The organism is Bradyrhizobium sp. KZN70725 (genome assembly GCF_055264925.1).
The window spans coordinates 104955-118404 of record NZ_JBUYWT010000025.1; the positions used below are offsets into that span (position 1 = coordinate 104955).

Below are 13450 nucleotides of genomic sequence, written 5' to 3' on the forward strand. Positions count from 1 at the left end.
GTAGCATGCCGCGATCCAGCTGCATGATCGGAGATACACCATGAAGAATGCTCAGCTGATGACTTTGGGGGACGTAACGGTATATAGCCCCGGCGTACTGGTACAGGACGTCAAAGGGATAGATGATCCGGATATCACCGTTCCGGTCGAATTCATCGAATTCCGCCTCGATCCACTTGCGGTGTCGGCACCTCATTCTCATCCTTCCACCGAGATCTGGCGAATCACGAGCGGGCGCGGTCACGTAGTGACCGACGATGGTGAGTTGGCCGTGAAGGCCGGCGATCTGGTGCTTCTGCGACCAAATCAGACCCATCATTTGCGGAATAGTGGCAGCGAAGTTCTGAGCGCCTTCTCCATATCCTGGAAACAAGGTCAATGACTGACAATATCTATGACCTCGTAGTCATCGGGGCTGGCGTTATGGGCCTCAGTGCTGCCTTCATCGCAGCGAGCGATCGCCCGGAAAAAAGAATAGTCATCGCCGAACGAGATATCGTTGGATCTGGTACGAGCCGGTTTGCGCCTGGGATCCAGATCAACATCTGTCGTAACCAGAAGGAAAGGAGCCTCATCGACTGTGGTTCGAAATTCTGGCGCGGGATCTATCCCGACGGACAATGGCCCAAGGGACGAGACTGTGATGTGTTTTGGTTGACGCGCAATCCCGGCGAACTCGCGCGACAGAGCAGCGTGGGCCACCTGACTCCATCAACATCCTTCGTTCTTGTCGAGAGGCTATTATCGCTGCCGCAGTTCTCGGTCCCCGGCGATGTGGCCGTCGTGTTAGATCGTGGTTCGTATTGTCAAGTCGATTCCATTGTTCAGGATCTGACTCAAAGGCTCAAGATCGAAGGGGTTTCAATAAGCGAGCGTACATCGATTACAAGAATACGGAAGGGGCCGCGCAATATTCTTCTCCAGACCTCTGATAACAGCGAACTCGCGACGAAGCGGGCCATTCTCGCAATCGGGCCCTGGTTACCTGGGTCACCGTTGCGTCAGCACCTAACGGACGAATCGGGATTGCGAGTTAAGAAGGTCGTCGCGCTCCATTTGGCCGCACGGCCCACGGCGAACTGTCCAATGATCGGGCTGTTCGATGACTACGCGTTCCTCATTCCCATGATCGAGCAAGGATACTGGCTGTTTAGCTTTACCTCGCAGGAATGGGATGTAAAGCCGGTCACCGATGAACTGCGGCTCAGTTCGGATGATCTCGCGCGTGCCAACGCAATTCTGGCCAAGTGGTTCTCCTCCGAGGTGCCAGCGGTGGCGTCAGCACGTGTGTTTTGCGACTGCTATTCGGTGGATGGTGTCCCGTTTTCCCGTCCTGCGAAAGATATCGCAGGTTTGCATGTGATCGGCGGTGGCTCGGGTAATGGGTTTCGCTTTGGGCCAGCATGTGCGCAAGAGGCGGTACGATCCCTATATTGTGCGGATAAACACGCCAGTACGGGCACATGAGGGTGGCATATGCCGGATGTGATTGGTCTCAATTCCAATCTCTCTGATAATCCGTCAGATGCCGATTATGCCAACACATCGAGATCGACCATGGTTGTTGATCTCGGCGCGATAGAATCTAACTACCGGAAGTTTCGGATGCTGGCGCCCCAAAGCGCTTGCGGCGCAGTTCTCAAGGCAGACGCCTACGGCCTTGGCGCGCTGCGCATAGCGCCGTTTCTTGCGCGGCTTGGCTGCGGGCATTTCTTCGTGGCCGATGTGGAAGAAGGCGCGGCCTTGCGCAAGGTACTGCCACTATCTGCGAAGATCTACCTGCTTCACGGAGCTATGCCCGGTTTGGAGGCGGCTATTGAGCACCATGATTTGCTGCCGATCCTGAACAGCAGGGAACAGCTGGATGCATGGCTTCGGCATTGCCGCCTTCGCAACCGGCTGTTGCCCGCAGGTATCCATGTCGACACGGGCTTGTCTCGACTGGGGTTTCCCATAGATGAGCTGCAAAAAGCCGCCGAGAATGAAAGGGTACTGTCGGATCTGCCTGTCGTCCTGTTCATGAGCCAACTCGCCTGCGCGGAGTGGCGCGACGAAATCAGTCGGCAACAGTTGTATCAGTTCCGTAAACTCACCTATCTGTTTCCCAAAGCCATCCTTTCGCTATCGAACTCCGCGGGACTATTTGCCGGATGTGAATTTCATTTCGACCTCATACGGTCGGGTGGAGGAATTCTCGGCCTTTCCATATCCGGTGATCCCGACTTCAGGCCATCGCAAGTCGTCCGTCTGCGAACGCGAATCATTCAATGTCGCAGGGTAAAGGTCGGGGAAGCGATCGGATACCACAGGTCATACCCAGTGAAGAGACGGATGCGTGTCGCGACCGCTTCTATTGGTTATGCAGATGGGTTCCCCCGCAGCCTCGGCAATCGAGGTCATGTCTTCATATATGGTGCTCGCGCGCCAATCGTCGGCTTCGTTTCGATGGATCTCATCAGCATCGATGTGACGGATCTGCCCGAGAGTTCGACTGCGCCGGGTACAATGGTCGACCTGATCTGCCCCGAGCAGACGGTCGCAGATGTGGCTTTGGCCGCGAACATGCTGAGCGATGAACTGACTACAGCGATCGGACGCCGATGTCGCAGACTTTATGTTTCGGGCAAGCGGAATCAGATGAGGTGCCAGTGAACTCCTCTGCATTCCGATCGCGCCAAGTGAATCGAGCGATCTATCTGGGCGACGAAGGCATACGTCTCATGCGTCCGGGCTACTTCACCGCTCGGGTGCGTCAGTTCCATGAACGTGAGAGAGCCTTCTGTCTTGAGCTCCTGCGTTCGACCACATACCGGCTAATTATTGAGGTAGGTTGCAGTGGCTACCGCCTTATCGGTATCAAGAACGATGACAGTCATTACCTTGGTATCGATATCAATCCACCTCGTGCACGAAGATTGAAGGAGGACAACGGGGCTGTTGTCCGCTGTGAGGCCAACAAATTCTTTAAAAGGACGCGTCTGGTCGTTGAGATCATGCGGCGATACGACGGAAGAGTGCTTTGCATTCTGCCGTTCAATTTTCTTGGCACCATGGATCGTCCAATGGAATTTCTCACGCTAATGTGCCAGACGCCCTTTGATCTCGCGTTGTCGCTCTTTTCAATCAGCGAGACAGCGACCGCGGCGCGGCTAGAATATTATGATCTTTGCGGGATAAACGTTCAGGCTGTCGTGCGGACAGATGACTACGTCCGATTAGATTGCTCGAACGGCTTCCAGGCGTTTGCTTTCGATCCATGTGTTCTGACGAGCCGAATATCGGCATTTGGATTCCGCTTGAATGAGGCGAAGTACTTTGACGTCTGTAACTTCCTTCATTTCAGTAACGAGCGGGTGTGAAGGTTATTCGCGTTCGTCTTGCGAGACATGCTGAGCGGGGAGAGGGGGACGACGCTTGCTTCGTCGTAGGCATCAGCAGAAAAGATGAAATGCAAGTCAGTTTTGAGCATCGATTCAGTGAAGTAGGGATTGTTACGCGGATGCGAGCCTTAGCAAGCGTATGCCGTTCAATGTCGTCTCAAATGCGGACACCGAGAGCAAGCAACGGTCCAGAGCGAAAATGCTGCGGGAGCCACCCGATCGTTTTCAACGGAAAGTCCCCCGCCGCGCGATCGTGGATCCTTCGTCCGGCGGGTCGGTGATGGAGTGCGCTCAAGGCTGACGCGTCGCGCCATCATGAACTGGCAGCTTTGCGTGGTCAGCGGCTTGTTGTCGCTGACAAGGTCAGGTCATGGTCGAGGTGAGACTCGGCGCATCCGCAATGCCTGTGTGGCACATCGCCTCCACTCCACCTCGTGGCTGAACGTTAGACATATTGTACCAATTTAAGGTAATCGTCTGTGAGAACAGGGGAACGGATGGAGCAGGCCACGTCTTGAAGAAAATTGTCCAGCGTCTGGCTGGCACGAGTGCGGCGTTCGACACTTAGGCGTGTCGGCGCGCGAGAACGCACAGCAGCTAGTTCGGTGCTGACCAGATCAGCCGCCGCTGTGGCACAGTCCGAGGCAGTGAAAGTGCCAGCAGTCATGACAGCTTGCGCTAATCCCAATGTGGTGAGCCAACCTGCATAGATTAGCACGGCACCGTCTGTCTCATTGAGGCCGCGGAGCTCCTCAACGGCGTGCGCATGGACTGACACCGCGCCCAGAGAGACAAAAAGATCGGCTATTTCGTCGCGTGTGGCTCTGGAAAGAAGACAGCGGCCAAGATGGGATAAAAGCGTCTCCGTCGGACCTTCGAAGATGCGGAGAATACGAGTGTCACGATAGATTTTGGCTAAGGGCGTCCCCTCGTCGTACCCGCGGCCACCCAACAGTTGGACGCATTGATCGGCGACAAGGCCGCACCACTCGGACGACAGTACCTTCGTTGCCGACGCAAGGTGGATATTGGGAGAGCCCTGCCCAGAGACGAGTCGGCAGGATGCCGTAAGCATCGCCTTCACGACTTCGCGGCGAAGTACCATCTGCCCAAACAGCTGCTCTATATAGCTGTTCTCAATCATGCGCAGCTTACCTAGGCGACGATGATTTGCATATGAAGCCGCGACCTGGATCGCGCGCTCAAGGGCGCCAAGGCCCATCGCAGCCACACCTATCCGGCCGCGGTTCATACTGGATGCCGCGGCGCCCCAACCGTCTTGGTCGCGAGAAAGCACGTAAGCACGTGGCACCTCGACATCCTGGAACTCGAGAGTATTCTGTATAATTCCACGCAAACCCAGGGTGCGATGCTCGTGCGTGACTTTAAGGCCGGGAGCCTGCCTATCAACCAGTACACCAACGAGGCGACCTTTAGCATCATGACCGGAAGCTCGCGCAAAGCAAACGATCCACCGGGCCCAGTCAGCGAGGCCAATCCAAATTTTACGACCGCAGATGCGAACCTTATCTTCATGCATGAAAGCCGAAGCTTCTATGTGCCTCGGGGCAGAACCTGCTCCAGGCTCCGTCAAAGCGAAAGCGCAAAGATCGCCGCGTGTTGCACCCCGTATGACCTGCTCTTGGTTGGGGAGATGCGGTGCCGCTTCGATGCAGGGCAAGGCTAGGAAGTTATGAATGACGAGGGTAGAGGCAGCGGAGACATCGAAAGATGCAGTGGCAGAGATGAGCTCGATGGCCTTTTGCAAGGAAAGAGCCAATCCGCCGCGATCTGCGGGTATGGTGAGCCCGAACAGTCCATGCCTCGTCAGCATGCTATGTAGGGTCGGAGGGAATGCTCGACGGTCATCCGCGTCTGCGAAATTTAACTGACTGAGGTCATCGATCAGACTGGAGTATAGGCTGGAAGCCCGAACTCCGGCTGAGCGTTCCGGTGCCTCCTCGAAAAGGGCGCAAACTTGAGAGGACATAGCCATGCCGCCAGAATGATTGCCTCTGCGCTTTATGCCAATTATCCCTGCGGCTGGCCCGAATACACATTGGTATAGCTCGCTCGCCAGAGCCCCCAGAATTTGTGCGGGGGACGCTAGGCAACAGGACGCCCGGTCAGAGCGCACCGCAGGTTCTGAGGAGCAGGTTACTCCGCATTAGAACGTGGCGCCTGGCGTTGTCCGCTTCCCCGATGAGCGAACAACGTGGTGCAGGCTCGTGGCACCGCGCTCTCAGCAGAGTTCTGCGAAGCGGAAGAGTCTTGATCAGACTTGCGGTCTGCCACGCGGCGACCCGGACCGTCCCGCCGACGGGCACCGGTGATTCCCCACATCGAGCCTTACGAAGTCCGGCCCGATCGATGTCGGAGCGATTTCGAACCGAGACGCTGCGCCGACCTCGCGACAGAGGGGCCCAACGTTCAGAAGCGAGTCAGCCGCCGCTTTGGTGCGGGGTGCAAGGTCTGCTACGATCGCTTCTCGTTGGAAAACGTGGCTGAGATTCACATATGCTGATTGCCCAGTTTGGCCCGCTCTTTATTTTCAGGCTGCCCGTCTCTTATCCCTGAGTCAGGCGAGATGGCGGCCCCCGTACCGGCCCTTGGCCCCCAGAGGTGCTGGGGCCGCTTTCCAGGGGACGTCAAAAGGGTGGTCGGCAAGCTGCTTGTAGACCCCGAGGCCTTCCTCTCGCTCACTACGTTGCAGGTTATTGCCGCAGCATGCTGAGTAATTTGAAGACCGACGTGGAAATTGAACTTGAGGAAGACGCCGAGGCGTCTTTCGATGTCCGCGTGCGGGATTCTCCCGGCGACTTGGTTAGTTCACGCTCGGCGCCGCATTGCCGTGGAGGCGGCGGCATGATTGTCACCCTCTCGATGAGCAAAGCGGCTCATGTGGCTTTCTCGCGACTGTGTCGTCAAAGTCACCAAACCGCTTGAGCATCGGCCTATGTTCGTCGGGGAGCGAGGATCCATGTACGATATCTACGTGAACGAACGGAACGACCTTCTCGTCGTTCCTCGGGGCGATTCCATTCCGCTCCATTTCAACAGGAACTGGCGGAAGAAACGCGTCGTACGGTCGGTGAGCGAGCAAATCCGCGAAGACATCCGGACGCACGGCTACCATCGGCGAAGTGTTACAGCCAGGCCGCGTATTCAGGGAGCTTGCGCGTCCTCTCGGCCACGCGCTGAAGACGCTAGCTGACAAGGTGGCTTGATCTACAAAAGAAGAGTTCATCCGCATCTTAGGTGCAGGCGGTCATAGGCTTCATTTGCGAACCTCGGCTCTGATGGAGAGTCGAGGCTCTCGGTGCGCCAGGTCGGCGTGGGATGAAGCCGTCGTATTCGACAAGACCTCCAGAACGCCGGCTTTACAGACGTCAGAGTCGTTGCGAGGTTGTTCGTTGTTCAGGCGAAGTCACGGGACGGCAAACCTGTCGTTATGAGCATTGGTCCGCATGGAATGAATCGCGGGCGACGGGCCGAGCACAATGCTTTAGCCATGTCAGCCCGACTTGTCCTCACGGCTGCCCTCAAGTTTATCTCGCAAGGCCGTGATCACGCGATGGACGATCCGTATATCCTTGACCGACAGCCCTTCTGAAAGATCGTTGATCCAGGGAGCCTGCAATTCCATTGCGGCTTCGAAGGCGCGCTGTCCATTATCATTGAGCACGACGAGCTGCGCCCGTCGGTGATGCGGGTTGACCTCAAAAGATACGAGGCCCTCCCTGTGCAGATCATTGATAATCCGCTGCACGTTTTGACGATTGCCGCCGAGGTCGCGAGCGAGCCAAGCGACTGGTTGGGGACGTTCGGCGGACACAATGGCGCCAAGCACCTGCCAGCGTGCGCTTGTTAGGCCAAGCGGAGCGACTAGACGGTCGCCGGCCGTCAGAAGTAGGCTGTCGAGCCTGAACAGATCGAGAACAAGGTCGGTCAGGGCGTCACCCTCGGGGGTTCGCTTGGCTCTTTTCATTTGTCACCATTGCGTTATATTGACATCATGACGTCAATTTGTTACGTAGTCATAATACCAATTAGGCATCACAGATTAAATAGCCATGGAGGCACTCATGTCGCTGCTACGCCCACTCGACCCTTCCTTCCCGATCGACCGCCAGATCGCTATTGAGGCAAATTCTGTCGTCCTGGTGAACCCATTCACTCTCGACAAGGCCGATGAGGCGGCTTTTCTCAAGACCTGGCAGGATGACGCAGCGTTCATGAAGCGACAGCCGGGCTTCATTTCCACTCAGCTGCACAGGGCTCTCGGCGACAGCTCGACCTATCTGAACTACGCCGTCTGGGAATCCACCGCACACTTCCGCGCGGCCTTCACCCATCCTGACTTTCTAGCAAAAATCGCCAGCTATCCGGCCTCGGCGATAGCTTCCCCTCATCTGTTCCAGAAAGTTGCCGTGCCCGGCATCTGCGTTGCCTAGCCCTGCTGTTTTTAGGAAGTGAAGATACTCATGATCAAGTTGATCCATCCTGTCGCTGGCGCCTTGGCTATCGCAACGATCGGCACATTTTGGCTATCGACGGTACTCAGTGAGCTGTTCGCGTTCCATGCCACAGTTGCAGCGGTTAAGAGCACCATACCGTGGGGTTTCTTGTTGCTGATTCCGGCGCTCGCTGCGACCGGTGGTACAGGTGTCATCTTGGCAAAGGGGCGCCGGGCCGGACTGATCGCGGCCAAATTCAAGCGCATGCCATTTGTTACAGGAAACGGCATCCTGATTCTTATTCCCTCTGCGCTCTTCCTTGCGTCCAAGGCTCAGGCGGCAGAATTCGATGCCACGTTCTATGCTGTGCAGGCGATCGAGCTCGTCGCGGGCGCAACAAACATTACACTTCTTGCTCTCAACATGCGGGACGGTCTCAAAATGAAGGATGGTTGCGCCGCAATCCCGCTTGATCACCTGAACCGGAACTGCGCGGACAACTGACCTGACGCCCGGTATTGTCGTAACTTTATGAGTACGCGCCCCAGCCCCGCGGCTGGGTTCGCTCAGTCGAACGAGCGCTATGAATTCGCTGCTGAAGCATGAGGTCTGAATTATGAATGGTACTTTTAACCGTCCGCCCGCGGTCTGCTTTCTGCTTGGACTTCCACGATCGGGGACGACGCTCCTGGCGCATCTGCTCCAGCAACACCCAGAAATTGCGGCTCCGCCTGAACCCTGGTTGATGCTGGCGCTCGAGGCTTTTGGCAGGGTGGACCAAGGCCACCCGGCAGGACCCTCCTTGATTGAGGGCGCAAACTCCGAATTCCTAGCGCGTATCGATCGGACGATTGCCGATCGCGCTTTCGCCGACGCAGCATATGGTCAGTATCTGGCAGCAGCAGGCAAGCGGATCATCATAGACAAAACGCCACGCTATTGGGCAGCGCTTGAATTTCTTGAACGTGTCTATCCGCGAGCGCCACACATCCTTCTGATGCGCAATCCCTATGCCATCGCGGCTTCACTGAAATCCACGTGGGGAATCCCGCTTCGGGCGGAAAGCTCCTATTCGCTCAGCGTGTCCAGTCTCGCCGATCTCGTGCTCCGCGTGCCAGATGTCTTGATATCTGCACTTTCCGATTTGGTTCTAGGCCTTCCCAGATTGGCGGCGCAGCGCACGCGCCCGCACACACAGCTGGTGCGATACGAACTGCTTGTGGCCCATCCGGACGAAGAGGTTCGACGCCTGCTGACTGGACTCGGCTGTGATCCGGCGGCGAACGCATCGGCAGGCTTTGGACAAGTAGACTATCTTCGATCCAGCCGCTTCGGAGATCGAAAAATCCTGGAACGAAACGCGGTCGACCAAAGCTCTGTCGATGCATGGCAATCCCAACTAAGCATTGAAGAGATGCAAACCGTGACCGATCTGGTTGGCACCGAGCTCTTGACAGAACTCGGATATGAGGCGGAACTGCTCCGTGCACAGCAAGCCGGGGTCGTCGATAGAGGACCTCAGCTAACTGAGCTCTATCGACAGGTATTCCGAACCTGGTGGGATTTGCGAGTTGGCAAGGGGGCATCGTCCGGGCCATCTCAATCTGGTGGGCAAGTCCACATTGCTCGACAGGTTGCGCAGAACTTTTGCTCCGCGTCCGACTCCTCCGTGGTGCAGGCGCAAGATCCGTCGTCTGCCGAGCTTGAGGAGAATTTGCAGCTGGCCAATTCACCGAGGACGCAGTTGCAACAGGCACTGTTGGCGTCAGAAGCTGATCGAGCTGCAAGGCTGGATGCTATTCGAACTCGCGATGCGGCTATCGAGATCTTGCGAGGTCAGGTTGCGCGGCTTGAGCAGATCATCAATATAGCTTAGGTGATCTGCATGCTTGCGATCAAAACCTGCTGGCTGATTTAGCCCTTAGCCTATAACGAGCTGATCTACGTAATAGGTGTGAGGCTGATGCCCCAGCATTGCGGCGGAATGCGACAGGTCTCAGGCTGTGTCGGTCTTCTGCCCAACGCGCGCTCGACCTTCTGAATAGCCACGCGCAGCGCCGGGCCCGTCCGCCGCCAGCATTACTCCTCTGGGCCGGCGCCGCAGAGCGGCGAAGAACCGAAATCCAGCATCCAAAGAACTTACATGCTGCCAAAACATCTGCGCCGTCTCGAATCTGAATCGATCGAAATCATGCGTGAGGTAGTTGCCGAGTTCAAAAAGCCGGTCATGCTTTACTCGATCGGAAAAGACTCCAGCGTGCTGCTGCATACTGCGGTTCTGTCCGGCAAAATTGCCTTTCCCCTTGCTTCACGTCGATACGACATGGAAGTTCCGCGAGATGACCAGTTTCCGGGAGGCGACGGCCAAACGGCTCGGCCTCGAGCTGATCGTGCATGTCAACAAGGAGGGCATTGCGCGCGGACTCAATCCGATCGACTCCGGATCGGCGCTTTATACCCAAGTTATGAAGACCGATGCCCTGAAGCAGGCGCTCCAGCTTTACGGATTTGATGCCGCGTTTGGGGGAGCCCGGCGTGACGAAGAAAAGAGCCGGGCCAAAGAACGGATACTGTCCTACCGTTCGGCCGGACACATATGGGATCCCCGCAACCAGCGGCCGGAGCTCTGGAGCCTGTTCAATGCGCGGATCCGCCAAGGTGAAAGCATGCGGGTGTTCGCGATGTCAACCTGGACCGAGCTAGACGTGTGGGAATATACCATGCTCGAAAAGATACCGGTCCCGCTCTACTTCGCAAAGCAAAGGCCGACGGTGCGTCGAGGTGGCGCGACGATCATGGTCGACGACAGGCGATTGCCGCTCAACTGCGATACGACGCCTCAAATGCGCATGATTCGTTTTCGCACGCTGGGATGTTATCCTTTGAGCGGAGCTATTGAATCCGATGCAACGACCATCGAAGAGGTCTTCGCGGAAATGCATACTGCGACGGTGTCGGAGCGTCAGGGACGCCTGATTGATGTCGATGAAACTGCTTCGATGGAGAAGAAGCGGGAAGGTTATTTTTGATGACCTCCAAAGCGAAACCTCTCCGCACCGGCGCAACGGACCAGCTGCGATTCATTACGTGCGGCTCGGTGGCCGAGGAGAATCGACCCTGATCGGCCGGTTGCTGCACGATAGCAAGATGATCTTCCACGATCAGCTCACGGCAGTGACACGCGACAGCCTCAGGCACGGCAGCGCCGATGATATCGACTTTGCGCTGCTCGTGGACGGGCTCGAGGCTGAACGGGAGCAGGGCATCACTATCGATGTCGCCCACCGCTTCTTCACGACGCCGCGGCGCTCTTTCATGGTGGCCGACACTCCGGGTCACGAGCAGTATACCCGCAATATGCGACCGGCGCCTCGAATGCGCAGCTCGCCATCATCCTAATCGATGCGCGAAAACGCGTGCTGATTCAGACCCGGCGCCACTCCTTCATCTGTTCGCTGCTCGGTATTCGCCATGTTGTGCTGGCTGTGAACAGGATTGATCTTGTCGCATATAGCAAGGTTGCTTTCGATCGGATCGTCGCCAACTATCTGGCTTCCGCGATCGGTCTCGGCTTTACCTCGATCGTTCCGATCCCGATCTCGGCCCGCTATGGCGACAACGTGGTTGACCGTTCCGCTCACGATTGACCGCTCATATATGAGTGGCCTCGAGAGGAAATCTGCGAACCCGACAACCGATCTTGTCGACCGGCTCGCCGAAACGCTGGGTGTTCATTTGTCTGAGTTCTTTGTTCATCCACCCAGGGGGCGCGCCGAAACCGAAGACTCTGCCTAAAAGTCGCAAGCCAGCGAATCGACGACCGAAGAAAAAATAGCACTGCTCGCGCAAATCGACTTCATGCCTGCGGGGATCGACAGAGGCACGGCGCGCAGATCATAGAATTCGACTGCGTCGATCCAGCGGCAGCGTGCGGGCTTTCGGCTCTGAAAATGGTGCACTGCCGGAAAGCGCGCGCCGGGCACACGATAGCAGCAAAAGTCGTCATGAGTTGCGGCCGCTCTCAAAGAGAGTGCTTCGGATGGCTGCGATGAAATCTGGCACGGATTCGATCTGGGGATAATGACCGAGGTCCTGCAAGCTGATGTAGTCGGCGCACAGCAGATCGCTTTAGGCGGTCTATCAGTCCACGCGCTCTACCGGATCATACGAAGTGTGGCGCCGCGTTATGGTGCGACGATCAAGATCGGACACCCGATCTGGGGCCCTCTCCTCGCCAGTCCACTGTCGCCGCTCTCCAGTGATCACCTAACCTAAACGCGACAATAGGGGTCGCCTTCCTGCCTGGCATCAAGCATGGCATTTGACCTCCACCGATCAGCTCATGGCAGGCTGTATCGCGCGCTGGTTAGCTAGCCGAGGGATGACCAAGTGGGGCTTCACGCCGGTTACATTATATGTCTTGCTGTTACGTCGCTCCAGGATCGATATTTCGATACCGGGAAAATGCGCTGCGAAATTGAAGGGGCCGTCCTCTTGAACGCCGTTCACTGCCCGATGGCGACGAGATGTCAGACCGAAGCCAGGAACGGTATCTGGCGCCTCGGACTGCGCATCAGAATCGTAAATGTAGGCGGAAGGTGAAAGCTGTAGCTTGGCACCAGATATGCGTCTGCTCAGATGAGGTTCTTCGAAAGACTCGAATGAACAGTGGCAGCTTCGTCAGGCCGAATGGCCCGCAAGCCAGGGTTCCGTCACAAGCTGGGCTCCTTTTTTGCCCTGCCGAGGTACAGAGCGTCAGACCAGACAGCTTGGTCGGGCCAACCGCTCCTGACATGGATGACCGATGCGGCTTTCGACGCCACCTGCCGATCCAGGTCAAATTGTGTCTAGATGGTTCGCCCGAAGCTAAAAACCCTGGCATCCCTGCCAGGGCTCCGCATGTGCCGACCCTTTGATGGATGGCGTCAGAAATCCATACCGCCCATGCCGGCGCCGGGAGGGATTGCGGGACCCGCCGCGGCCTTCTTCGGCAGTTCGGCGACCATCGCTTCCGTGGTGATCAGCAGAGCTGCCACGGAGGACGCGTTCTGGACCGCGATGCGCACGACTTTGGTCGGGTCGATGATGCCCTTGGAGACGAGATTGCTGTACTCGCCCGTCTGGGCATCGAAGCCGAAAGAATATTGCTCGTTCTCGAGCACTTTGCCGACCACGATCGAGCCGTCTTCGCCAGCGTTGATCGCGATCTGGCGGGCCGGCCAGGACAGCGCCTTGCGCACGATCTCGACGCCGGTCTTCTGGTCGTCGTTCTTGGTACGCAGGCCCTTGAGCTGCTCGGAGGCACGGAGCAGGGCGACGCCGCCGCCCGGCAGGATACCTTCCTCGACAGCCGCGCGGGTCGCGTGCATCGCGTCATCAACGCGATCCTTGCGCTCCTTCACCTCGACCTCGGTCGCGCCGCCGACGCGGATCACCGCGACGCCGCCTGCGAGCTTGGCGAGACGCTCCTGCAGCTTCTCACGGTCGTAGTCCGAGGTGGTCTCCTCGATCTGCGCCTTGATCTGGGCAACGCGGGCGTCGATGTCGGCCTTCTTGCCGGCGCCGTTGACGATCGTGGTGTTCTCCTTGTCGATCATCACCTTCTTGGCGCGA

General features: G+C 57.3%; 10 protein-coding genes and 2 pseudogenes. 9 read left to right on the forward strand and 3 right to left on the reverse strand.

What is annotated here, in order from left to right; genetic code table 11:
* Window positions 1-40: 40 nt before the first annotated feature.
* From ACZBJS_RS23485 to ACZBJS_RS23500, 4 genes are read left to right on the forward strand one after another with little or no spacing between them, the layout of a single operon-like run.
* On the forward strand, window positions 41-382 hold the full coding sequence (locus ACZBJS_RS23485) for a cupin domain-containing protein (protein ID WP_463439274.1): 342 nt from the start codon (window positions 41-43) through the stop codon (window positions 380-382).
* On the forward strand, window positions 379-1467 hold the full coding sequence (locus tag ACZBJS_RS23490; protein ID WP_463439275.1) for an NAD(P)/FAD-dependent oxidoreductase: 1089 nt from the start codon (window positions 379-381) through the stop codon (window positions 1465-1467). The genes ACZBJS_RS23485 and ACZBJS_RS23490 overlap by 4 nt, the downstream gene beginning before the upstream one ends.
* Window positions 1468-1476: 9 nt before the next feature.
* A complete protein-coding gene (alr, locus tag ACZBJS_RS23495) occupies window positions 1477-2652 on the forward strand; it encodes an alanine racemase (RefSeq protein ID WP_463439276.1) in 1176 nt (391 codons plus the stop codon).
* Entirely contained in the window at window positions 2649-3359 is a 711-nt protein-coding gene (locus tag ACZBJS_RS23500; RefSeq protein ID WP_463439277.1) for a hypothetical protein, read from the forward strand. The genes alr and ACZBJS_RS23500 overlap by 4 nt, the downstream gene beginning before the upstream one ends.
* A 466-nt stretch (window positions 3360-3825) precedes the next feature.
* Here ACZBJS_RS23500 and ACZBJS_RS23505 read toward each other — a convergent pair whose 3' ends face one another.
* Window positions 3826-5376, reverse strand: coding sequence for an acyl-CoA dehydrogenase family protein (locus ACZBJS_RS23505; RefSeq protein ID WP_463439278.1), 1551 nt, complete (start codon window positions 5374-5376; stop codon window positions 3826-3828).
* A gap of 1518 nt (window positions 5377-6894) precedes the next feature.
* Window positions 6895-7368, reverse strand: coding sequence for a MarR family winged helix-turn-helix transcriptional regulator (locus ACZBJS_RS23510; RefSeq protein ID WP_463439279.1), 474 nt, complete (start codon window positions 7366-7368; stop codon window positions 6895-6897).
* A 97-nt stretch (window positions 7369-7465) separates the two neighbouring features.
* Here ACZBJS_RS23510 and ACZBJS_RS23515 point away from each other — a divergent pair, with 97 nt between their 5' ends.
* The 5 genes and pseudogenes from ACZBJS_RS23515 to ACZBJS_RS23535 all read left to right on the forward strand — a co-directional run.
* A complete protein-coding gene (locus ACZBJS_RS23515) occupies window positions 7466-7834 on the forward strand; it encodes an antibiotic biosynthesis monooxygenase family protein (RefSeq protein WP_244558879.1) in 369 nt (122 codons plus the stop codon).
* A 30-nt stretch (window positions 7835-7864) separates the two neighbouring features.
* Window positions 7865-8341 (forward strand): hypothetical protein, encoded by a 477-nt coding sequence (locus ACZBJS_RS23520; protein ID WP_463439280.1) that lies wholly within the window; start codon window positions 7865-7867, stop codon window positions 8339-8341.
* Window positions 8342-8453: 112 nt separating this feature from the next.
* Window positions 8454-9713: a nodulation protein NoeE gene (noeE, locus tag ACZBJS_RS23525; RefSeq protein ID WP_229163098.1), complete on the forward strand. Its 1260-nt coding sequence runs from the start codon at window positions 8454-8456 to the stop codon at window positions 9711-9713.
* 267 nt (window positions 9714-9980) lie between these two features.
* Window positions 9981-10866, forward strand: a pseudogene (cysD, locus tag ACZBJS_RS23530) (sulfate adenylyltransferase subunit CysD).
* Window positions 10866-11472, forward strand: a pseudogene (locus ACZBJS_RS23535) (GTP-binding protein); the annotation flags it as partial. The pseudogenes cysD and ACZBJS_RS23535, both read left to right, overlap by 1 nt.
* A 1290-nt stretch (window positions 11473-12762) precedes the next feature.
* Here ACZBJS_RS23535 and ACZBJS_RS23540 read toward each other — a convergent pair.
* Window positions 12763-13450: TCP-1/cpn60 chaperonin family protein (locus ACZBJS_RS23540; protein WP_463439281.1), on the reverse strand; the 688-nt coding region annotated here is incomplete at its 5' end.